At 63.3% G+C, this 21,933-nt stretch carries 18 protein-coding genes and 1 tRNA gene; 11 read left to right on the plus strand and 8 right to left on the minus strand.

From position 1 onward, the window contains the following. Window positions 1-26: 26 nt before the first annotated feature. Entirely contained in the window at window positions 27-1,511 is a 1,485-nt protein-coding gene (locus JJT62_RS06960) for a DegQ family serine endoprotease (RefSeq protein WP_202071969.1), read from the plus strand. A 146-nt stretch (window positions 1,512-1,657) separates the two neighbouring features. Here the strand turns inward: JJT62_RS06960 and serB are convergent, their stop codons facing one another. Then, window positions 1,658-2,584, minus strand: coding sequence for a phosphoserine phosphatase SerB (gene serB, locus JJT62_RS06965; protein WP_202071970.1), 927 nt, complete (start codon window positions 2,582-2,584; stop codon window positions 1,658-1,660). Between the two features lie 249 nt (window positions 2,585-2,833). Between serB and miaA the strand changes: the two genes are divergently transcribed. After that, a complete protein-coding gene (miaA, locus tag JJT62_RS06970) occupies window positions 2,834-3,748 on the plus strand; it encodes a tRNA (adenosine(37)-N6)-dimethylallyltransferase MiaA (RefSeq protein ID WP_202071971.1) in 915 nt (304 codons plus the stop codon). Here miaA and JJT62_RS06975 read toward each other — a convergent pair. Next, entirely contained in the window at window positions 3,685-4,566 is an 882-nt protein-coding gene (locus JJT62_RS06975) for an RMD1 family protein (RefSeq protein WP_202071972.1), read from the minus strand. The two genes, miaA and JJT62_RS06975, sit on opposite strands and share 64 nt — an antisense overlap. Window positions 4,567-4,711: 145 nt before the next feature. On the opposite strand from JJT62_RS06975, the gene fdxA reads away from it, so the two are divergent. Next, entirely contained in the window at window positions 4,712-5,050 is a 339-nt protein-coding gene (gene fdxA / locus JJT62_RS06980) for a ferredoxin FdxA (RefSeq protein WP_202071973.1), read from the plus strand. 490 nt (window positions 5,051-5,540) lie between these two features. Here fdxA and JJT62_RS19520 read toward each other — a convergent pair whose 3' ends face one another. Beyond that, window positions 5,541-6,041, minus strand: coding sequence for a hypothetical protein (locus JJT62_RS19520; protein ID WP_202071974.1), 501 nt, complete (start codon window positions 6,039-6,041; stop codon window positions 5,541-5,543). Window positions 6,042-6,240: 199 nt separating this feature from the next. Here JJT62_RS19520 and JJT62_RS19525 point away from each other — a divergent pair, with 199 nt between their 5' ends. Then, entirely contained in the window at window positions 6,241-6,921 is a 681-nt protein-coding gene (locus JJT62_RS19525; protein ID WP_210340584.1) for a CarD family transcriptional regulator, read from the plus strand. A 507-nt stretch (window positions 6,922-7,428) separates the two neighbouring features. On the opposite strand, the gene JJT62_RS06995 is transcribed toward JJT62_RS19525, so the two are convergent. After that, complete coding sequence (locus JJT62_RS06995) at window positions 7,429-8,214, minus strand: ABC transporter permease (RefSeq protein ID WP_202071975.1); 786 nt, start codon at window positions 8,212-8,214, stop codon at window positions 7,429-7,431. A 269-nt stretch (window positions 8,215-8,483) separates the two neighbouring features. On the opposite strand from JJT62_RS06995, the gene purE reads away from it, so the two are divergent. The 3 genes from purE (at window position 8,484) to JJT62_RS07010 (ending at window position 10,694) form a co-directional block, all read left to right on the plus strand. Continuing rightward, window positions 8,484-8,948, plus strand: coding sequence for a 5-(carboxyamino)imidazole ribonucleotide mutase (gene purE / locus JJT62_RS07000; protein WP_202072045.1), 465 nt, complete (start codon window positions 8,484-8,486; stop codon window positions 8,946-8,948). Between the two features lies 1 nt (window position 8,949). After that, complete coding sequence (locus tag JJT62_RS07005; RefSeq protein WP_202071976.1) at window positions 8,950-10,023, plus strand: 5-(carboxyamino)imidazole ribonucleotide synthase; 1,074 nt, start codon at window positions 8,950-8,952, stop codon at window positions 10,021-10,023. 212 nt (window positions 10,024-10,235) lie between these two features. Beyond that, window positions 10,236-10,694 (plus strand): MucR family transcriptional regulator, encoded by a 459-nt coding sequence (locus tag JJT62_RS07010; protein WP_202071977.1) that lies wholly within the window; start codon window positions 10,236-10,238, stop codon window positions 10,692-10,694. Window positions 10,695-11,360: 666 nt separating this feature from the next. Here the strand turns inward: JJT62_RS07010 and JJT62_RS07015 are convergent. The 4 genes from JJT62_RS07015 to JJT62_RS07030 form a co-directional block, all read right to left on the minus strand. Beyond that, complete coding sequence (locus tag JJT62_RS07015; protein ID WP_202071978.1) at window positions 11,361-13,370, minus strand: acetyl/propionyl/methylcrotonyl-CoA carboxylase subunit alpha; 2,010 nt, start codon at window positions 13,368-13,370, stop codon at window positions 11,361-11,363. 156 nt (window positions 13,371-13,526) lie between these two features. Beyond that, window positions 13,527-14,162: an ATP-dependent Clp endopeptidase proteolytic subunit ClpP gene (gene clpP / locus JJT62_RS07020; RefSeq protein ID WP_202071979.1), complete on the minus strand. Its 636-nt coding sequence runs from the start codon at window positions 14,160-14,162 to the stop codon at window positions 13,527-13,529. 450 nt (window positions 14,163-14,612) lie between these two features. After that, window positions 14,613-15,959 carry a trigger factor gene (gene tig, locus JJT62_RS07025; RefSeq protein WP_202071980.1) on the minus strand — a complete coding sequence of 449 codons (1,347 nt, stop codon included), beginning with the start codon at window positions 15,957-15,959 and terminating at the stop codon, window positions 14,613-14,615. 76 nt (window positions 15,960-16,035) lie between these two features. Further along, window positions 16,036-16,120 (minus strand) — tRNA-Leu (locus JJT62_RS07030). Between the two features lie 176 nt (window positions 16,121-16,296). Between JJT62_RS07030 and JJT62_RS07035 the strand changes: the two genes are divergently transcribed. The 4 genes from JJT62_RS07035 to JJT62_RS07050 all read left to right on the plus strand — a co-directional run bounded on the left by JJT62_RS07035 (window position 16,297) and on the right by JJT62_RS07050 (window position 21,834). Beyond that, window positions 16,297-16,926: an MliC family protein gene (locus JJT62_RS07035; protein ID WP_202071981.1), complete on the plus strand. Its 630-nt coding sequence runs from the start codon at window positions 16,297-16,299 to the stop codon at window positions 16,924-16,926. 48 nt (window positions 16,927-16,974) lie between these two features. After that, complete coding sequence (locus JJT62_RS07040; RefSeq protein ID WP_202071982.1) at window positions 16,975-18,315, plus strand: multicopper oxidase family protein; 1,341 nt, start codon at window positions 16,975-16,977, stop codon at window positions 18,313-18,315. A gap of 274 nt (window positions 18,316-18,589) precedes the next feature. After that, on the plus strand, window positions 18,590-19,519 hold the full coding sequence (locus tag JJT62_RS07045; protein ID WP_202071983.1) for a crotonase/enoyl-CoA hydratase family protein: 930 nt from the start codon (window positions 18,590-18,592) through the stop codon (window positions 19,517-19,519). A gap of 17 nt (window positions 19,520-19,536) precedes the next feature. Further along, window positions 19,537-21,834 carry a bifunctional diguanylate cyclase/phosphodiesterase gene (locus tag JJT62_RS07050; RefSeq protein WP_202071984.1) on the plus strand — a complete coding sequence of 766 codons (2,298 nt, stop codon included), beginning with the start codon at window positions 19,537-19,539 and terminating at the stop codon, window positions 21,832-21,834. Window positions 21,835-21,933: the final 99 nt, after the last annotated feature.

The raw sequence follows: 21,933 nt of genomic DNA on the forward strand, positions 1-21,933 counted from the left end.
ACAATGTCCCTCGAGGAGCAAAACGCATGATGCCCGCATTTCGTCGCGCCGCTCTGGCGCTCGCGACGGCCTCTTCCCTTTGGCTCGCCGGCGCGGCCCACGCCAAAGGCCCCGATTCCCTCGCCGACCTCTCCGCGCAGGTTTCCGACGCCGTCGTCAATATTTCGGCGACGCAGACGCTCGAAACCAAACAGCGCGGCAAGGGCGGCGACGCGCCCGGGCTGCCGCCGGGCATGGGCCCCGGCGCGCCCTTCGACGATCTTTTCGAGGAATTCTTCAAGCGCCGCGGCCAGGGCATGCCCGACCTGCCGCGCCAGCGCAAATCCTCCTCGCTCGGCTCCGGCTTCGTCATCGACGCCTCCGGCATCGTCATCACCAATAATCACGTGATCGCCGACGCCAGCGAAGTGACCGTCATTTTCAACGACGGCCAGAAGCTCAAGGCCGAAATTCTCGGCAAGGACCAGAAGGTCGACGTCGCGGTGCTGAAGGTGAAGCCGGAGAAGCCGCTGAAGGCGGTGAAATTCGGCGACAGCGACAAGGCGCGCGTCGGCGACTGGGTGCTCGCGGTCGGCAATCCGTTCGGCCTCGGCGGCTCGGTGACGGCGGGCATCGTCTCGGCCCGCAACCGCAACATCGATAGCGGCCCCTACGACAACTACATTCAGACCGACGCCTCCATCAACAAGGGCAATTCCGGCGGCCCGCTGTTCAACATGGATGGCGAGGTGATCGGCATCAACACGGCTATCCTCTCGCCCTCGGGCGGCTCGGTCGGCATCGGTTTCGCGACCCCTGCCAACACCGTGCAGCCGGTGATCGACCAGCTCCAGCAATATGGCGAGACGCGCCGCGGCTGGCTCGGCGTGCGTATCCAGAACGTCGACGACGCCATTGCAGAAACGCTCAGTCTCGGCGCCACGCGCGGCGCGCTGGTCGCGGGCGTCGACGACAAAGGCCCGTCGAAGCCTGCCGGAATCAAGGCCGGCGACGTGATCGTGAAGTTCGACGGCAAGCCGATCAAGGAATCGCGCGATCTGCCCAAGCTCGTCGCCGCGACGCCCGTCGGCAAGGACGTCGATCTTGTCATCGTCCGCTCCGGCAAGGAAGAGACCAAGAAGGTCAGGCTCGGCCGTTTGGAGGACGGCGAGAAGGTCGCCTCGCGCGACGGCGGCGACAAGGAAAAGCCGGAAACGAATAGCCCGGCCTCCCAGAGCGCGCTGGGGCTGGAGCTTTCACGCCTCACCGACGATCTGCGCGCGCGCTTCCAGATCAAGGACACGGTGAAGAACGGCGTGCTGATCACCTCCGTCGACCCGTCGTCCAACGCGGCGGAGAAGCGGCTGCAGCCCGGCGAAATCCTGCTCGAAGTCAATCAGGAGCCGGTGAACGAGCCCTCCGACGCCGTGAAGAAGATCAAGGCGCTGAAGGAGGCGGGTAAGAAGACGGCGCTGCTGATCGTGGCCAATGGCCAGGGCGACGCGCATTTCGTGGCGCTGCCGGTAGACTAAGCCCTCATCCGACCCTCGCTGACGCGAGGGCCACCTTCTCCCGCGAGCGGGAGAAGGAGAGAACCCGGAGGTTTCGGAACGCAGCTCCTTCTCCCGCTCGCGGGAGAAGGTGGCCCCGCGAAGCGGGGTCGGATGAGGGCGATCCCTCACTCCCTAAAGTCGTTCTTCCGATACCCTTGCGCATACAGCAGCGCCGTCAGATCCGCGTGGTCGATCCGCGCCGCCGCGACGTCGGCCACCTTTGGCTTGGCGTGATAAGCGACGCCGAGCCCCGCTTCCCGCAACATATCGAGATCATTGGCGCCGTCGCCGATTGCGAGCGTCGCCACGGGGGCCAGTCCGAGCCTCTCGCGCAAGCCGACAAGCGCGGCGCGCTTGCCTTCCCTGCCCTGCACCGGCTCCACGACAACGCCGGTCAAGGCGCGCCCGACAATTTCCAGCCGGTTCGCGAAAGTCTCGTCGAAGCCGATGCGCGCGGCGACCGGCGCGGTGAATTGCGTAAAGCCGCCGGTCACGAGCGCCGTATGCGCGCCATGCGCGCGCATGGTCTGCACGAGGACGCGGGCGCCCGGCGTGATCGTGATGCGCGCCACGATCGTCGCGATCTGGTCGAGCGTCACGCCGGCGAGCAGCGCGACGCGCTCCTTCAACGCGGCCTGGAAGTTCAGCTCGCCCGCCATTGCGCGCTCGGTGATGGCGGAGATGCGGTCGCGGATGCCGATGAGCCCAGCAAGCTCGTCGATGCATTCCTGCTCGATCATGGTCGAGTCCATGTCGGCGACGAGGAGACGCTTGCGGCGGCCTTCGGCCGGCTGAACGACAATGTCGATCGCCTCCCCGGCAAGCGCAGCCTGCAATCGCGCGCGCGCGACGTCCGGGTCTTGCGCGTCGAGGAAAACGTCGGCGGCGATGTCTGGCGCGAGCCAATCCAGCGTCCGATCGCCGAGCCCGGCTTCGCGCAAGGCGCGCTGGACGACCGCCTCGGTTAGCGCGACGCTATGTCCGGCAACAAAGGTTGCGACGATTCCCGCGCTCGACTCGCCTCCCGCTTGGTGGCCTAGTGTGTCACTCATTTCGGAACCGTCATGGCCGGGCTTGTCCCGGCCACCCACGGCTCACCGAGGGACAGGGCCGGCTCTGTGCCAGAGACCGGTCCCGACGATGCGGGTGGTTTTCCGAGGTCGAAGTGGGCCCGCCCCACAAGAGCGACCATTGCGCGGCGTGGATGGCCGGGACGAGCCCGGCCATGACGACGCGGCAAAGTGACTAAGTGTGGGTTGATCGCCTTTGACATCCAGCCCATTTCCGCCGCAATAGCCGCCATGTCCCCGCGCGCCATTCTCATCGCAGGTCCCACAGCCTCGGGCAAGTCGGCGCTGGCGCTCGCCATCGCCGAGCGCGTCGGCGGCGCAGTGGTCAACGCCGACTCCATGCAGGTCTACCGTGACCTGCGCATCATCACCGCGCGGCCGACGCTAGAAGAAGAGACGCAGGCGCCGCATCTCCTCTTCGGCCATATCGATGCAGCAGTAAATTACTCCGTCGGCCGCTATCTCGCCGATCTCGCGCAGACGCTGGCCGACCTCGACACGCGCGGCGTGACGCCCGTCGTCGCCGGCGGCACGGGCATGTATTTCAAAGCCGCGCTTTACGGCCTTTCGGACATTCCCGCCGTGCCCGAGGAGGTGCGCGCGCAGGTGCGCGCGGCGGCCGAAGGCGCGAGCCCGCAGGAGCTTTACGCCGAGCTTTTGTCGAAAGACCCGGAGACCGCGGCGCGGCTGCGCCCGACAGACCCGCAGCGCATTTTGCGCGCCCTCGAGGTTTTCGCCGCGACGGGCAAGCCGCTCGCTTCCTTCCAGGGGCCGCGCTCGACGCCACTACTCGACGCGGCGCAGTGCCCGGCCTTCTTTCTCGCGCCCGAGCGCGAGACGCTTTACGCGCGCATCGACGCGCGTTTCGACAAAATGATGGAGATGGGCGCGCTCGACGAAGTGGCCCGCCTACGCGACCGCGATCTCGATCCCACGCTCCCGGCCATGCGCGCGCATGGCGTTCCGCATCTCATCGCCTATCTCGACGGCCGCATGTCCCTCGAAGAGGCGATCATGCGCGGCAAGATCGACACGCGCCATTACGCGAAGCGGCAATTCACTTTCGCGCGGCATCAATTGCCTCACTTCGCGTGGCTCTCCACAGACGATCCGTGGGTTGCGGTCGAGGCCGCCTGTATCTGGTGAAGATAATGCTGTCCGGAGAACATTTGGAACAGCGACAGGCCGATCTCCATGGCGATCAGCACGATGATGATCCATTCGAGCCGCACGGAGCGGTCCGCGTCGATGAGATCGGTGAGCGCCCGCGCGGTTTCGCCGATCACGTCGATCTTGGCGTTGAGCGTGCGTCCGCGCGCCTCCAGCTCATATTCGTCTTCGAGACGCGCATAGAGGCGTTCGAGGTCAGGGCGATCCCATAGAACGTCGGGCTTGTCCTCGACGGCGACGCGGCCCGAGACGCGATGACGCACGAGCAGCGTCTGGCCGATGAGCTCCAGCATGGATTTGCGCCGCCATGGCGGGCGGCCCCTGCTGGCAAGCTCCGCCGCGAAAGGCTCGATCGTGTCGAAGACGGCATTGACGCGGCGCTCGTCGCGCGCCAGCGCCACGCTTTTCGCCAAGGCGTCGGCGATGACGAGCAGCCGCGCCTCGGAAAGATCCTTCACTGCAAGGCGGCCGTTCGGCAGCGGCTTGTCCTCGCCGTCATGCGTGATTTCGATAACGAGCGTCTCGTCGTCGCCCCGCGAGGCGCCGGCGACCCGCGCGCCGATCTTGGTGACGATCTCGTCCTCTTCGAGCGGCGAGAGTCCGAAGAGGACCGCGACGCCGAAGCGGTAAAGCACGGCGAAGCCCGCCTGCCCGGCATGGAAGGCGAGCGGCGCGGTCGACACCAGATCCGCCCGCTCCAACCCGACGGTGTCGATGCGTTCGCCGAGCAGCAAGGCGCGCGCCGTCATGGTTTGCGCAACGGCGTGTGTCGCTCTGAGTTCAACGTCGGTCATAATCGTCCCGCTTGAATCCTATTGTAGCCATATCGCGGCGGCGCCAAAATCACCATGGCCATGCCTTGCATGACGGCGGCAAAAACGCTAGCTAGCGCGGCAATCGACGCGAGACGCTCACAAATCGTCGAAAGAGACAATTCACATGACTTATGTCGTCACGGAAAACTGCATCAAGTGCAAGTATATGGATTGCGTGGAAGTTTGCCCCGTCGACTGCTTCTACGAGGGCGAGAACATGCTCGTCATCCATCCGGACGAATGTATCGACTGCGGCGTCTGCGAGCCTGAATGCCCCGCCGAGGCGATCAAGCCCGACACCGAGGAAGGCCTTGAGAAGTGGTTGCAGTTGAACGCTGAAATGGCGCAGAATTGGCCGAACATCACCATCAAGCGCGACCCGCCCGCGGACGCCAAGGAATGGGACGGCAAGCCCGGCAAGTTCGAAGCCCAGTTCTCTTCCGAGCCTGGGCAGGGCGACTGAGATCGCCTCAAGCCGCCCGTCGCGAGCCGATTCGTTTCGGCCGCCAGATGTGCGCCGGGCGGCGGCCCAATCTTTCCACATCCTTAACTTTGCTTGATAGCAGAGCGAATTTCGTAACTTACTGACGAGTTTCCGACCCTCCCGGCAAAAACCGGGCAAGGGTTGTTTTTGATTTTGGCGCCGCGGCGTGATATAGAGAATGGTAATAAACGCCGCTCGGCCGTCACGGGCCGACGACGGCTTGCCTCACAGCATGAGAAAGCGCGCGCCTTAGAGCGTCCGAATTCCCTATCTCGCCCGCGCCTCTGGCTTAAGGTGTCAGTTCAGAAACTTGCCTGCCAAGACGCTTTGTTCGTCTCGCGGCAAGAGGACAGCAGGATCATCCCGTCTCCACAGCGGGATGCAAAAGGAGTGCCCCGCGTATGCCGTCCGCCAAGAAGAACGATATAACAAAGAAAGGGGTCGGCGCTACAGCTACCTCCGCGCGTTCTCAGGGATCGGCGTCGAAAAGCGGTAAAGCCGCACGCCCCGGCGCCGCGTCGGCAAGCGCCGCCGCGAAATCCGATGGCTCGAAAACGAGCAAATCCGCGACAAAGAACGCCAAGACTGCGACAAAGACGCGCGTTGACGCGCCTGTGACGACCGCAGCGAAGGCGACGACAAAGACCAGCGGCAAAAGCGGCGCGGACGCTGCCGCCCGCAGCGCCGCGGCGTCCGGCGCGCGCGCGTCCACATTGGCAAAGAATGTCGCTGCGCGCGGGACTGTCGCCGCGGCCCCGGGCAAAGCCGGCGCAAAGACTGTCAGGTCCGCGGCGAAGACCGCCGCAACCGCCGCCGTGAAGTCGGACGAAAAAATCACGCCCGCCAAGGCGCACAAGTCGGCGGCGTCCATCGAGAAACCGAAACCAGTGGCGAAGCCTGCCGCGGCGCCGGCCTCGGCCAACGCCGCCGCGCCGTCCAAGGCTGCCTCCGAGAAGGCTGCGCTCGCCACAGCTCCCGCCCGCAAAGCCGAGGCGACGAGAACCTTTGAACCCGTTACGTCCGCCGCGGCGCACAAGCCCGCACCGGCGGCCGCTGTTGCGCCAGCCCGCGACGCCAAGCCCCCCTTCCCCGCCAAACCGGCCGCCCCCGCGGCCGCCGCGGCGGCTGGCAAGACTTCATCAACCACGACAGCCGGCGAAGATAAAAAATTGGCAAAAAGAAACGAGCCCCCCGTTGAAACGGCGACGCCCGTCGCTGCCGAGAAGACCGTAACCGATTCAAAGGCCGTGGTGAAACCCGCGCCCGCGAAAACGAAACCGGCCGCGCAGAAGCACGGTTTCAAGCTCAACGAATTCATTGTCTATCCGGCTCACGGCGTCGGCCAAATCATTGGCGTCGAAACACAGGAAGTCGCGGGCTTCAGCCTCGAGCTCTTTGTCGTCAGCTTCATCAAGGACAAGATGATCCTGAAGGTTCCGACGAGCAAAATCGCCAATGTCGGGATGCGCAAGCTCGCCGAGACCGGCGTGGTCGACAAGGCGCTCACGACGCTTTCCGGACGCGCGCGCATCAAGCGGACAATGTGGTCGCGTCGCGCCCAGGAATATGAGGCCAAGATCAACTCCGGCGACCTCGTCACGATCGCCGAGGTGGTGCGCGACCTCTACCGTTCCGACACGCAGCCGGAGCAGTCCTATTCCGAGCGCCAGCTTTATGAGGCGGCGCTCGACCGCATGGCGCGGGAAGTCGCGGCCGTGCGCAAGCTGATAGACTCGGAGGCGCTGAAGCTGATCGAGTCCTTCCTGCAGAAGGGCCCGCGGCGCGGCGCGAAGGCCGACGCCGAAGCCGCCGACGACGGCGACGAAGAGGACGTCGATCGCGCCGCATAAGGGTCGCGCGCCGATCGACAAAGAAATGCCGAGAGCGGGATTTCCTGCTCTCGGTGCGGTCGCGTCTAGCCTTCGGGCGGCAGGGAGCCAGTCGCACGCAGCAGAAGCGGCGTGGTTAGCCCCTGCGCGCGAACGCCGCGACAACGATCTCCTCCCGTATCGGGACGCGCTGCAACAGCGAGAGAGAGAGAGCGCCAGACCGAGGGCGCCGCGCAAACCACCCCAAACCTCATGCTGCTCGCGCGAAGCCGCTTAGCCAGCGCGTCGGTCGAAAAGCGCGCTGACACGGTGATGGGTAAGGCGACGAAAACCAAGCCCACCACGGCGAATATGAATGGCGGGGCGTAATCCAAGCAGGGCGCGTCGAAGCGAAGTCGACGCCGATCATCGAGCGGGGGTACCCCCAAACGAACTCGCGGCCTTTCTCGGCCCGGTCGATTTTGCTCCGATTCACCGCCCTCGCTCTCTCACGCGACCACAGACCTATTTCCTCCAAAGGCAGCGATCTCAGGAGAAAAATTTTCCGCGAAGAAAGCGCTCCCCCAGCAGGCCAAGGGCGAGAGAGACTGAGGCAAATTCGACGACATAGACTTTATTGACAATATAAGGATCGTAGTTGGTGTAATAGGCGGAGCGTAGCCACTCCACGATTTGAAAGAGGGGATTGTAGGAATAGTAATCACGCACCTCCTCAGAAAAAGCGTAAGACGGCTCATATACGCCAGAAAGCATATATAAAAGGACGGCAGCCAGAGTAAATGCAACAAGAAAATATCCGCCAAATATTGCGCATGCAACAGTATTTATCGCTCCAAACCCTATCCCAAGATAGACAGCAGCAAGAACAGCCTGAGCTGCAACAATGTAATCAGTCGGGAAAAAGTCTATATCTAATGAATACATAAGCAACAGGTACAGACCCAGCACAATGAAAGCGTTTAGCACCTCCAGTATCCATCTCGCGGCGATCAAATGCCCGGGCTTGAGAATCGGCATATTTAGTAGCATCCGCCCTTGGAATACAGCCATACCTAGCATTCTCGCGGGATAGAGACAGAGAATGTAGGGCACTACGCCTGTCGCCACGAACACGGCCGGACTCTCGCCGACAGGCGCGACATAATTCCTAAGTAGATAGGCGCCTGAAACGATGATGAGATGGCTGAGCGGCCATGCGATCGCGATAAGATAGCCGAAATAGCTGGAGCCGAACCGCGTTCTCATATCCATCAGCAGAATGACTGAGATAACCCGGCCGAATTCCCTGATCTTGGCTAAAAGATTTGCCGACACGATTCCCTCTGACTAAAAATCCGATCAGGCCGCACTATAGCTGAATAGCGGCGGAACGGAGGACATGCGCCCCGACCATGCGCCTCTCATGCCCTCACCCCACTGCCCGGCTTGCGTCCCCAAGACAAGCCCGCGAGCGCCTCCCATCACGCGACAGCCCGCCGGGCGCCTTGCGTCCCGCCTCCCCATCGTCTATGCGGCATGGCTTCCCACGCTCGAGTAATGGATCACTTAAAGTGGCGAAGCCGAAGACGCCTGTCGCGATCATTATGGGGTCCCAGTCCGACTGGGCGACCATGCGCCACGCCGTGGAGACCCTGAAAATCCTCGACGTCGGCTGCGACGCGCGAATCGTCTCGGCCCATCGCACGCCCGAGCGGCTTTTCACTTTCGCCAAGGGGGCCGAGGCGTCTGGCTTCGAGGTGATCATTGCGGGCGCCGGCGGCGCCGCGCATCTGCCGGGCATGACGGCCTCCATGACCAATCTCCCGGTTCTCGGCGTGCCGATCGAGTCCCAGGCGCTCAAAGGCATGGACTCCCTGCTCTCCATTGTTCAAATGCCCGGCGGCGTGCCGGTCGGAACGCTCGCCATCGGCAAGGCGGGCGCGATCAACGCCGCAATTCTCGCCGCCTCAATTCTCGCGCTGAGCGACAAGGCGCTCGCCGCGCGGCTCGCAGATTTCCGCGCAAAACAGACAGCGAGCGTCGCCGAGACGCCGAAGGAGGAGGCGTAACATGCTGAAGCCCGGCGCAACCATCGGCATTCTCGGCGGCGGCCAGCTCGCGCGCATGCTGGCGTCAGCCGGCGCCCGCCTTGGCCTCAAATGCCATATTTTCTCGCCCGTCGCCGATGATCCCGCCTTCGACGTCTGCGCCGCGCGCACTTGCGCCGATTTCCTCGATGAAGCGGCACTGGCGGCCTTCGCCGAATCTGTCGATGTCGTCACCTATGAATTCGAAAATGTTCCGGCGCGAACGGCGGAAGTGCTCGAAGCGCATCGGCCGGTGCGGCCGAACCCGAAGGTCCTCGCGCTGACGCAGGACCGGCTGATCGAAAAGCAGTTCGTGCGCGGGCTCGGCGTCGCCACGGCCGATTTCGCCGACGTCTCCGATCTCGATGCGCTGACGCGCGCCGTCACGCAACTCGGGCGTCCATCGATCCTGAAGACTCGCCGTTTCGGCTACGACGGCAAGGGTCAGACCCGAATAGTCGAAGGCGTCGATCTCGACGACGCTTTCAAAGCGGTAGGCGGCGCGCCCTCGATACTCGAAGGTTTTGTGCCCTTCTCCAAAGAGGTTTCCGTTGTCGCGGCGCGCGGGCTCGACGGCGCCTTCCGCGCCTATGACATCTGCGAAAACATACACGAACATCATATTCTAGCGACGACGACGGCTCCCGCCGCAATCAGCGACGCAACAGCGCGGGCGGCTGTCGAGATGACCCGGCGCATCGCCGAAGCGGCGGATTACGTCGGCGTGATCGCCGTGGAAATGTTCGTCGTTTCGGACGCTGAAGGCGAGCGGCTCCTCGTCAATGAAATTGCGCCGCGCGTGCACAACTCCGGGCATTGGACGCTCGATGGCGCCGTAACCTCGCAATTCGAGCAGCACATGCGCGCCATTGCGGGCCTGCCGCTCGGCTCGACGCGCCGCCATGGGCGCCAAGTCGTCATGCGCAATCTCATTGGCGCCGACGCCGACAAATGGGCGCAGATACTGGCTCAAGACGGCGCCTGTCTGCATCTCTACGGTAAAAAGGAAAGCCGTCCAGGCCGTAAGATGGGGCACGTAACTGAGATTTTAACTTGAGCTGCAAGCCAAGTCGCGTTCAAGAAAGAAAAAATCGAGACTTGGGCGGCTCGACTCTTCTTTGACCCACAGCAAACAAAGCGCGTCCGGGGCGTTAGAGCTGCTATTCCCGTCAGTCGGATACACTATTTTGGAAAGAATTTGACCGTTAAGCTCGACGCAACCAGATTGCGGTATTAGTAATATCATCGATTCGCGCGGAGGATACGCCCTTGCAGACGCCAGATTCAGAAGACGCCAGTTCAATCGAATTGGCTGCGAGCATTGTCGCGGCCTTCGTTTCTCATAACTCGCTTCCGGTCGCGGAGCTTCCCGGATTGATCGCGTCCGTGGACGCGACGCTGCGACGCCTGGCGACGGGCGCGGCTGCAGCTCCTGCGGTCGAAGAGAAGCCTGAGCCGGCCGTCTCGATCCGCAAGTCGATCACGCCCGACTATCTCGTCTGCCTGGACGATGGGAAGAAGTTCAAGTCGCTACGGCGGCATTTGGCCACGCTGGGAATGACGCCGGACCAATATCGGGCGAAATGGGGACTGGCCCCCGATTATCCGATGGTCGCGCCGAACTATGCGGCGCAGCGCTCTAATCTTGCCAAGCAGATGGGCCTCGGCCAGGCGCGCAAGAAGGCGGCTCCGGCTCGCGCGGCGCGCAAAGCGAAGGCGAGCGCCTGATCTCCGCTACGAGACGCACAGGCGGCGGCCGTTTCGCGCCGCGCGCCTGAGCGCTTGCAGATGAATTTGGCAAGGCGCCGAATTTATTGGATTAATCGTAACTGCCGTAAGCGGCAGAGTCTTCTTGGCGATCGCGTCGAAACGCCGCCCAAGCGATGAAATCGGCCTTCTGACGGGCGATCCAAAGCCACAAGAGCGCTGGTTTTGCCCAGAACCCGTCATTGCGAGCGAAGCGAAGCAATCCAGGGCAGCGATGCGGCCCTGGATTGCTTCGTCGCTTTGCTCCTCGCAATGACGGCGGTGATTTCCTGTGTGTTCGAACGGCGCTTGCGTCGGGGATGGCGCCGAACCAATCGAGCGGATCCCGTATGATCCAAGCGGAAGATTTGGTCGCTTGGCGCGCCTGAAGGCGCGCGGTCCGAAGACGCTCATGGACCGCGCGGCTTCAGCCGCGCAAACAAAAACGCGGCCCCGGGAGGCCGCGTGTTAATCGCTTGATCAGTTCGTTGTAATTCCCGACGCTCGCGAAGCGAGCGATCGGGAGTCCAAGTCAAAACCGGTGCTCTTGAGGCTCTGGATTCCCGGTCGGGCTTTCAGCCCGCCGGGAATGACAAGACCGACGCGAGCCGATCAAACGGAAATGCATCACCGGCCCATCTGAGCCGCTTACGCGAATTCCATGATCACCGCGTCGACCGCGAGGCTGTCGCCGGGCTTCGCGAGGATCTTCTTGATGGTCACATCCCGCTCGGCGCGCAGGACGTTCTCCATCTTCATGGCCTCGACCATGCAGAGCGCCTCGCCCGCCTTTACTTCCTGCCCTTCCTTGACGTCGATGGTCTTTACGAGACCCGGCATCGGACACAGCAGATGTTTGGAGGCGCCGGTGTCCTTCTTCTTGGGCATCAAAGCGGCGAGCTCGGCCTCGCGCTGCGTGTAGACGCGCGCCTGCACGCTCACGCCCTGATGGGCCAGCTCGTAACCATTGAGGATCGGCCGCGTCTGCACATAGACCGTATGGCCGTCGACATCGCCCTTGAAGACCGCGTCGCCCGGCCGCCACTGCGAGGATACGCGATGGGCGCGGTTATCGGCGCCGGAGAACTGCACGACGAGCGCCTCGCCCTGCTCCTCGAGCGAGACGTCATAGCGCGTATCGGCGAGCATGCAGACGCGGTCGCGCGAAAATTCGACCGGGCGGCCGCTCATGAGCTGGCCGCTGATCATGCGTTTGCGGGCGTTGCCGATGTGATCCATCAGCGTCGCGACGGCGGCGAGCGTCAAAGCGAGATCGCCCGTGGGCTCCGGCGCGGCGAAGCCTTCCGGGAACTCCTCGGCGATGAACCCCGTCGAAAGCGTGCCCGACCGCCAACGCTCCATCTGCATCAGCGTCGAGAGGAAGGGAATGTTGTGGCGAATGCCGTCGATGAGGAAACGATCGAGCGCGTCGGCCTGGGCCTGGATGGCGGTCAAGCGGTCGGGGGCGTGCGTGACGAGCTTCGCGATCATCGGATCGTAATGGATCGAAATCTCGCGGCCCTCGGTGACGCCCGTGTCGTTACGGACAGTGACGCCGTCTTCCTTCTTTTCCTCCGGCGGGCGATATTTCACCAGACGGCCGATGGAGGGCAGGAAGTTGCGGGTCGGATCTTCGGCATAGATGCGGCTTTCCACCGCCCAGCCGTTGATCTTCACATTCTCCTGCTTGAGCTGCAGGGGCTCGCCGGCGGCGACGCGGATCATCTGCTCGACGAGATCGATGCCGGTGATGAGCTCGGTGACCGGATGCTCCACCTGCAGGCGGGTGTTCATCTCGAGGAAGTAGAAGCTCTTGTCCTGGCCCGCGACGAATTCCACCGTGCCGGCCGAATCGTAGTCGACAGCCTTGGCGAGCGCGACGGCCTGCGCGCCCATTTCGGCGCGGGTGGCGGCGTCGAGCAGCGGCGACGGCGCCTCCTCGATCACTTTCTGGTTGCGACGCTGGATCGAACACTCACGCTCATTGAGGTGAATGACATTGCCGTGCTTGTCGCCCAGCACCTGAATTTCGATATGGCGCGGGTTCTGGATGAACTTCTCGACGAAGACGCGATCATCGCCGAAGGACGACGCCGCCTCCGAACGGGCGCGGGTGAAGCCCTCGATCACCTCGGCGTCGTTGAAAGCGATGCGCATGCCCTTGCCGCCGCCGCCGGCGGAAGCCTTCAGCATCACCGGATAGCCGATGTCCTTGGCGATCTTCACCGCCTCTTCCGGCGATTCGATCACGCCGAGATAGCCCGGCACGACGCTGACCTTGGCGGCCGAGGCGAATTTCTTCGATTCGATCTTGTCGCCCATCGCCTCGATGGCGCGCTGGTTCGGGCCGATGAAGACGATGCCGGCGTCCTTCAGCGCCGTGGCGAAAGCCGCGCGCTCGGAGAGGAAGCCATAGCCGGGATGCACGGCTTCGGCGCCGGTCTGCTTGCAGGCCGCGATGATCTTGTCGATGAGCAGATAGGACTGCGCGGCGGGCGGCGGGCCAAGGTGGATCGCCTCATCCGCCATCTCCACATGCAGGGCGTCGGCGTCGGCGTCCGAATAGACGGCGACCGTGGCGATGCCCATCTTCTTTGCCGTCTTGATGATGCGGCAGGCGATTTCGCCACGGTTGGCGATCAAAATCTTGCGAAACATGCGCGCCCTTATAGCCCCGTTTCTCTCACCCAAAGGTCCGCTCTTTTTCCCCGAAGGAACGGCGGACGCAATTTATTTTTTGGCGCCGCCGCTTAGCGCGGCGGGCTCTCTCCCGCACAAGGCGCCCTATCGGCCCCATGCGGGAGAGAAACCATTTCAGCTCTTGGCTTCTGACTCGTCGTCGGGACGCTTCTCTTGCACGCTGTCGACGATGCCGAACGCCTTCGCCTCTTCCGCCGACATGAAGTGATCGCGGTCGAGCGTGCGCTCGATCGTGTCGTAATCCTTGCCGGAGTGGCGGACATAAATGTCGTTCAGGCGCTTCTTGACCTTCAGTATGTCCTCGGCGTGGCGCTGAATGTCCGACGCCTGGCCCTGGAAGCCGCCCGAGGGCTGATGCAGCATGACGCGGGCGTTGGGGAGCGCATAGCGCATGCCGGCCTCGCCGGCGCAGAGTAGCAGCGAGCCCATCGAGGCCGCCTGGCCAACGCAGAGCGTCGAGACCTTCGGCTTGATGAACTGCATCGTGTCGTAGATGGCGAGACCCGCCGTCACCACGCCGCCCGGCGAGTTGATGTAGAGGGAGATTTCCTTCTTCGGATTTTCCGATTCGAGGAAAAGGAGCTGGGCGATGATGACCGAGGCCATGTGGTCCTCGACCGGCCCGGTGAGGAAGATGATCCGCTCGCGCAACAGGCGCGAATAGATGTCGAAGCCGCGTTCGCCGCGCGACGTATTTTCGATCACCTGCGGAATGAGATATTGGCTATAGACCTCGATCGGATCACGCATCGCATCGCCTTCCCTGCGCGTCTCCTCGCAGGAGACCGCGCGCATTAGACCAGCCGCGAAGCATTTACCCGAACCTGCCGCACGGCCGTCTCATATGGTCTTGCCGGCGCAGGGGCCCTCCGCCGGGAATTCTTGTCCCGTCATATGCCGGAGCGCGCCGGGACGCAAACGAAGCTTCCGCTTCTCGGGCGAAGAGCGATCTGGCAAGCGCGGCGCCAAAGGGATCAACAAAAGACTTAAGGCTCGCGGACAAGCGACCGTCCAGCGTCGTTAGCCCGATACCTCCCCTTTACGGGGAGGTCGGCGGCCGAAGGCCGCCGCCGGGTGGGGTCCGCGCCGCAATGAGAGCGGTGGGGCCTTACCCCACCCGACCCCGCCTTACGGCGGGGCCACCCTCCCCGTAAAGGGGAGGGATGGCTCACGCCCGGCGTTGCGATTGCCCGAACGCTTTTACGCCTCTTCTTCCTTGAACAGCTCTTCCTTGGTCACGGTCTTGTCCGTGATCTTGATGAGCTTGGAGATATGGTCGACGACGCGCTCTTCGTAGATCGGCGCGCGCAACTGGGCGAGCGCCTGCTCATTGTTGCGATAGAAGTCCCAGACCTGCTTTTCCTGGCCCGGGAACATGCGGACGCGCTCGACGAGGGCCTCGGTCAGATCCTTGTCCTCGACCTTCACGCCGGCGTTCTGGCCGATTTCCGCGAGAACCAGCCCGAGGCGCACGCGGCGCTCGGCGATCTTGCGGAACTCCGCGCGGGTTTCGTCCTCGGTCTTGCCTTCTTCGGCGACCGGCTGATTCGCGCGGCGGCTCTCGGCCTCGTGCTGACCCCAGATGTTGTTGAATTCCTGTTCGACGAGCGTCTCGGGCAGCTCGAAGGAATAGCGGCTGTCGAGGGCGTCGAGCAGCGCGCGCTTCAGCTTGTCGCGCGAGACCTTGTGGAAGTCGGCCTCGAGATTGCCCTTCACCGCTTCCTTCATGGCGTCGAAACTCTCGAAGCCATATTTCTTGGCGAGCTCCTCGCCGATCTCGAGCGACTTCGGCGCGGCGATCGCCTTCACCGTCACGTCGAACTCGGCGTCCTTGCCGGCGAGATGCTGAGCCGAATAATCCTCCGGGAACTTGACCTTCACCAGGCGCTGCTCACCCACGCCCGCGCCTTCGAGCTGCTCCTCGAAGCCGGGAATGAAGGTGTTGGAGCCCAGCACCAGGTCGATGTCGCCGCCCGTGCCGCCCTCGAAGGCGACGCCGTCGAGCTTGCCGGTGAAATCGATCGTGAGCTTGTCGCCCTTCTCGGCCTTGGCGCCTTCCGCGCGCGGCTCGAATTCCTGGGCGCGATCCGCCAGATTCTGCAACGCCGTGTCGATGTCCGCGTCGGCGATCTCGGCGACCGGGCGCTCGATAGAAATGTCGTCGAACGAGCCGATCTCGAACTTCGGCAGCGTCTCGAAGGTCACGGTGAAGGCGAGGTCGCCCTCGGCCTCGAGCGCGCGTTCGAGCTCTTCCTGCCCGCCGGGGAAATCGAGCTTCGGCTCGACGGCGATTCGCAGCTCATGCTCCTCGACGATCTTGCGGTTCGCCTCGTTGACGGACTCCTGCAGGACGTCGCCCATGATGCTCTTGCCATAGAGCTTCTTGAGATGGGCGATCGGAGCCTTGCCGGGGCGGAAGCCTTTGATCTGGGCCTTGGCCTGCATTTCGGCGAGCTGCGCGCCGAGCTTGGCGGCGAGATCGGCCGCCGGCAGCACGACCTTGAATTCCTGCTTCAAACCCTGGGAGGAGGTTTGCGTAACTTGCATGTCGATCGCCTTCTACAACTTTAGAGCCGGCCGTGCGCGCGGCGGCTTGGCATAATTTCCGCGAAACTGCGGCATTTGGTGCGGGCGGAGGGAGTCGAACCCCCACGACTTTCGTCACCGGAACCTAAATCCGGCGCGTCTACCAGTTCCGCCACGCCCGCGTGAGCGGCCCCATCCGGACCCGCCGCGAAACCTGAAGCCCGCGAGCGCGGGCGCCGCTCTATAGCATGGTCGGCGCGGGATGCTTCAAAAAAATACGTATGTCCGGAAGCGACGTTTTGGCTTGCGACCGCTAGAATGTATCGCCTTTCTCGATCCTCTTTTCGGAGCACGCCTCATGACCCGCGCGGCCGCCATAGCGCTCCTCTCCCTCATCTCGATAGGATTCGCCGCTGCGACGCCGATGGAATGCGCCAAGACCTCCAGGGCCCCGGTCAAATTCATTTGCGAGGATGCGACCCTCGAAGGGCTGGATAAAGAAGAGTCCCGTCTTGCCGATTTGGCTACGGCCGCGCCGCTGATGGCGGCTCGGAAGAAGGACTTGACCGAGAGCCAGGCGAGCTTTCGCAAGACGCTTTCGGCCTGCAAGGACGCCAAACCCTGCCTGCAGCGCACGCTCATCGAGCGCATCTACCGCCTGAGGCAAGGCTACCCCGACGTGCGGTCGAAGGACGCCGAGGGAACGAGCCTTGGCCCCTTCATCGCCTCATGCCCCGGGCTGGACGGGCTGCTCGACGTCACCTTCGTGAATATTTCGCCCGCCCTCGCCTTCCTCTCCTGGCGCGACAAATCCGTCGTTCTGCAACAGGCGCTGGCGGCGTCGGGCGCGCGTTACACGGGCGCTTTCGGGGCTGGCGAGGCGCAGTTCTGGAACAAGGGCAATGAGGCGACGCTGGACTTGCCGGGACGACCGCGGCTGAACTGCACAATACAGGACGTTGGCGCCCCCGCCTCGGCGCCGCGCTGACGCGAGCGTCGCCGTCAACTCGTTACACTCTCGCAAGGACGCAAGCCTATGCCCTCGCTCAACCGCCGCGCCTTTCTGACCGGGGTCGCCGCCAGCGTCGTCGCCCTCCCCGCACGAGGGGCGCCGCAAAAGGGCCCGCGCGTCATCGAGGCGCGCGCCGGCAAAGCAAAGCTCGGCCAGGCTGAAACGGACATCCTCGGCTTCGACGGCGTCGCGCCGGGGCCTGTGCTGCGCTACAAGCAGGGCGAGGACCTCGACGTCCGCCTCGTCAACAAGCTCGACCTCCCGGCGACGATCCATTGGCATGGCATGCGCGGCGAGAACGCCATGGACGGCGTCGCACCGCTGACGCAGGCAGCCGTCGCGCCGGGAGGCGCATTCGACTACCGCCGCAAGCTGTCGGAGCCCGGCCTCTTCTGCTACCGGCCGAGCGTCTATGGCAAGACGCCCGAGCTGATCGGCCGCGGCCTCAAAGGCCTTTTGGTCGTGGACGAGCCCGACCCCCTGCCCACCGACCACGATCTGCTCCTCGTCCTCGACGATTGGCGCCTCGACGCGCAGGGCAAGATCGAGGGGGCTTTCGGCGACGCCAGCGAGGCGCGCGCCGCCGGACGTATCGGCCCGACGCTCGCCGTCAACGGCAAGGCGGCGCCGGCGACCGCCGAGTTTCAGGCAAATTCGCGCGTGCGTCTGCGGCTCGCCAATCTCGCCAACGCCAGGATCATGATCCTGACCTTCGATGGCGTGCAGCCCTTCGTCGTCGCGATCGACAGCCAGCCTTGCGAGGCTTTTGAGCCGGTGCGGCGCAGCATCCCCGTCGCGCCCGGCGCGCGATTCGAGCTCATCTTCGACATGCCGGCGACGGAAGGCGCCAAAGCGCGAGTCCTCCTGCGCGGCCCCAACAATAGCGAAAGCGAGATTCTCGTCGCCACGGCGAAAGGAGCGCGCGCTGAGAAGCGGGGCCTTATCTACTCTCTGCCCTCAAACCCTGCGCTGCCCGCAGAGATCAAGCTCAACAACGCCAAGAAAGTCGATCTGGTGATCGAGCCCGGCCCGGCGGGCGGCGCCGGCTGGGTCATCAACGGCGCCGCGACACACGGCTACGACGGCCCGCCACTGTTCAGCGTGAAGCGCGGGACGCCGGTCACGCTCGGCTATGTGAACAAATCAATGGTTCCGCTCGCGATGCATGTTCACGGTCACGCCATGCGGCTCTTGCATGATCTCGACGACGGCTGGGAGCCCTATTGGCGAAACGGCGTCATCGTTCCCGCCGCCAAGACGAAGCATGTTTCCTTTATTGCCGACGCGCCCGGCAAATGGGCGATTCATGACGATATTCTGGAACATGAGGCGGCCGGGCTGGCGACCTGGTTCGCGACTGTGTGACGGTTATATCTGACTGTATTCCAAGGGTAAACACCGCCTGATTGAAATAAATCAAGGATTTTACCTTTTCTTTCAGAATTTCACCGGAGACTAGCAGCTATGATAATATACAACTTCAGGCCGTATATCTCTAAAGACTAGCTGGTTTGCATCTCTTCCTCGCGGGCCAACAGATGCGCGTTAATCTTGGCCGTCAGTCCTGCTGAGCCGAAGGCGGATCGAAACCGGGAGCAAGCCAACCAGTCGCCGCCACAGATGGCGCAGGAGCATGTCCATGACGGGAATCGTCTTTCGCGGCCCGAAGGATCCGAGCGAATTTCCCAATTGGCGTTTCGAAACGCTGGAAATCGACTACGACCGTGAAACGGCGTCCGTCTGGATGAATTATCGCGTCGACGCGCCGCAATGCTACACGCCGACCATGCTCGCCGAGCTGCTGCAATTGCGCGATTCCCTCAGGGTCTTGGGCATGTCCGGGCGGATCGAGGAATTTCCTTTCAGATATTTGGTCATGACGGCCAAGCGGCCCGGCGTCTTTTCCCTCGGAGGGGATCTGGCGACATTTGCCGCGGCGATCCGGCGCCAGGATCTTGCGACCTTGGTTACCTATGCGCACGCCTGCGTCGATCTCGTTTACGGTTACTCCCAGAGCCTCGATTTGCCGATCGTCACGCTCTGCGCCGTGCAGGGACAGTGCCTTGGCGGCGCGCTCGAGGCGGCGCTCGCCTTCGATTTCATTCTTGCCGAAGAAAATGCGATGTTTGGCCTTCCCGAGGTCGCCTTCAATACTTTCCCGGGGATGGGCGCAGTCACCATGTTGACCCGCCGCGTCGGCTCCGCCCTTACTCAGCAAATCATCATGAGCGGCCAGACCTATACGGGCCGTCAAATGTTCGAGCTGGAAGTCATCGATCAAGTCACCTCGCCCGGAACCATCCGCGCGGCCGCGGTCGAATGGATGCGCGACGCCGGCGGCAAAAAATGGCGGCGCCGGCGCGCCATCGCCGAAGCCCGGCGTCGCAGCCATCCCGTCACTCACGACGAGCTCATCCGGATCACCGAGCTTTGGGCGGAATGCTCGGCGCGCATCGAAGAGCGCGACCTGCGCCATATGGAGAGACTGGTGCGCGCTCAGAAGCGGTTGATCGGGTCAAGACAAAACGCTCCGGAAGGCGAGCAACTTCTGGTATCTAGCTCGTCGTGACGACAAGGGAACGTGGCATGCAGGCCAAAGCCTCGACCAATCCCAGATCCGCCGCCGAAGCGGAAATTTACGCCGATCTCGTCGAGACGCTGTTCGACACGACGCACTCGCTCGTCACCGGCATTCTGTCGGGCGTGCTCGTCCCCGCCATTGCCTGGATTTCAACCAGAGAAACCTCGTATCTCTGGCTCGCGGGCCTGATGTCGCTGATCGGGGTCTATCGCGTTCATGTCCTGCTTTCCCATGATCGCGCGCCGATCGAGGCGCGTCGCCGGGATGCAGAGATTTGGGAACGGCGCTACGCCGTCGGCGCGATTAGCTTTATGGTCACGCTCGGCGTCGCCACCGCAATATTGTTCAATTATCACGAAAACGAAATCGCGGCCTATTACGGCGTGATCATCATGACCGGCGTCACCGGGAATCTCGCGGCCCGCAACGCTGCGCGTCCGAACATCGTGTTCTGGCAAATGATGGGCACCTGCATGCCCCTCGCCTTCACGATCATTTTCAACTTTTCTCCCTGGTATTGGGGCATCTCGGCGTTTCTCGGGTTTGGCGCGCTGGCGGTCTTCAAGACCACGAAGTTCCTCAAGAACATTCTCGTCTCCGCGCTGCGTAACGGCCGCGACGCCATGCGCCAGCGCCAGAAGTTCAGCATCGCCCTGAACTCCATGACCCATGGCCTCTGCATGGGCGACTCTTCGCTAACCATCTCGGTGATGAATCGGCGCATCGTCGAGTTTTTCGGAATCGTCGCCGCTGCAACGCCCATCAAGCTCGACGCGCTGGCTCACGCCATTGGCCGCACCGCCAATATGTCGCCGGCGGAAATCGAGGAGTTCAAGGAACTCTGGATGCGGCACGCCGCTATGCCGCAAGCGACCGTCTTCATGCGGCGGATCGGCGAACGCTACTTCAACTTCCACTGTGAGCGCGCCGAAGGCGGGGCTTTCGTCACGGTCATCGAGGACGTGACCACCCAGCAACGAGCGCTACGCGAAATCGAGCGCATCGCTCATTTCGACGAACTGACGGGCCTTCCCAATCGCTATCATTTCCAGGACGCACTCGGGGCGGACATGCTCCGCCTCGGCGTGACCGAGGGGAACGCCGTCCTGATCACCGTCGATCTCGATCGCTTCAAGGAAGTCAACGACACGCTTGGCCATATGGTCGGCGACAAGCTGCTCGCCCATGTCGGCGCGCGGCTCAGCGCCTGCGCCCCGACGCCGAATCTGGTCGCCCGGCTCGGCGGCGACGAATTCTGCATCTTGATGCGCGCGCCGCATGAGGCGTCGCAGATCGACGCGATGAGCGCCGTTATTCTGAAGGAATTGAGCCGCCCCTTCCGGATCGACGGGCATCGCATCACGGTCGGCGCGACGATAGGCCTTGCGATCGCGCCGCAAGACGCCGACACTCCCATCGGCCTGCTCAAATGCGCCGATCTGGCGCTTTACGAAGCCAAATTGGGGGCTCGCGGGACAGCGGTCCGATACAGCCCCAAGATGCAGGACGCCTTGCTCGAAAAGCGCGCCATCGAGGAAGAGCTCCGCGAAGCGTTGGTCAAAGACGAGCTGGCGCTATTCTACCAGCCGATCGTCGACTCCCGTCGCGGCGCGATCGTCGCGATGGAGGCGCTGGTTCGCTGGCGCCATCCCGAGCGCGGCATCATCTCCCCCGGCGTCTTCATTCCGGTCGCCGAACAGACTGGCTTGATCGTCGAAATCGGCGCATGGGTTCTGCGGCGGGCTTGCGAGGACGCGGTCGCCTGGCCGCGGCATGTCCGGGTCGCCGTCAATCTTGCGCCGAAACAGTTCCATCAGGCGGACCTCATCGACACGATCGCGACGGCGCTCGACGACAGTGGTCTCGACCCCGACCGGCTGGAGCTCGAAATCACCGAGTCGACCCTGATCAGCAACACCGATGACATCCAGGCAAAGCTCGCGAAAATCGACGCTCTGGGCGCGCGGCTGTCTCTCGACGATTTCGGGACCGGCTACAGCAGCCTGAGCTATCTGAACCGCTTCCCCGTGAAGAAGGTGAAGATCGATCAAGCCTTCTCGCGACAGGCGATCGAGTCCCCCAAAACGCAGGCGATCATCAGCGCCATTTCGGCGCTGGCGAAAGACCTCAATCTCGACCTTGTCGCCGAGGGCGTGGAAACCCAAGCCCAGCTCGGCTTCATGGCGAGCAAGAATATTTTCTTGATCCAGGGCTATCTCTACAGCAAGCCGCGTCCGATCGAGGAGCTTGCGCCGCTCCTCGAATGCTGGAGCGACGCGCCGCGGCTCGAAAGCGCCGCCTGATAACCCAAGGCTCCGGATCCAGGCTACAAACCCCACGCAGTCGCGTCATGCCCGCGCTTGTCGCGGGCATCCACGCCAGGACGTTACGACACGCGGGAA

This window comes from Methylocystis sp. Sn-Cys (assembly GCF_016745395.1).
In the GTDB taxonomy this organism is placed as follows: Bacteria; Pseudomonadota; Alphaproteobacteria; order Rhizobiales; family Beijerinckiaceae; genus Methylocystis; species Methylocystis iwaonis.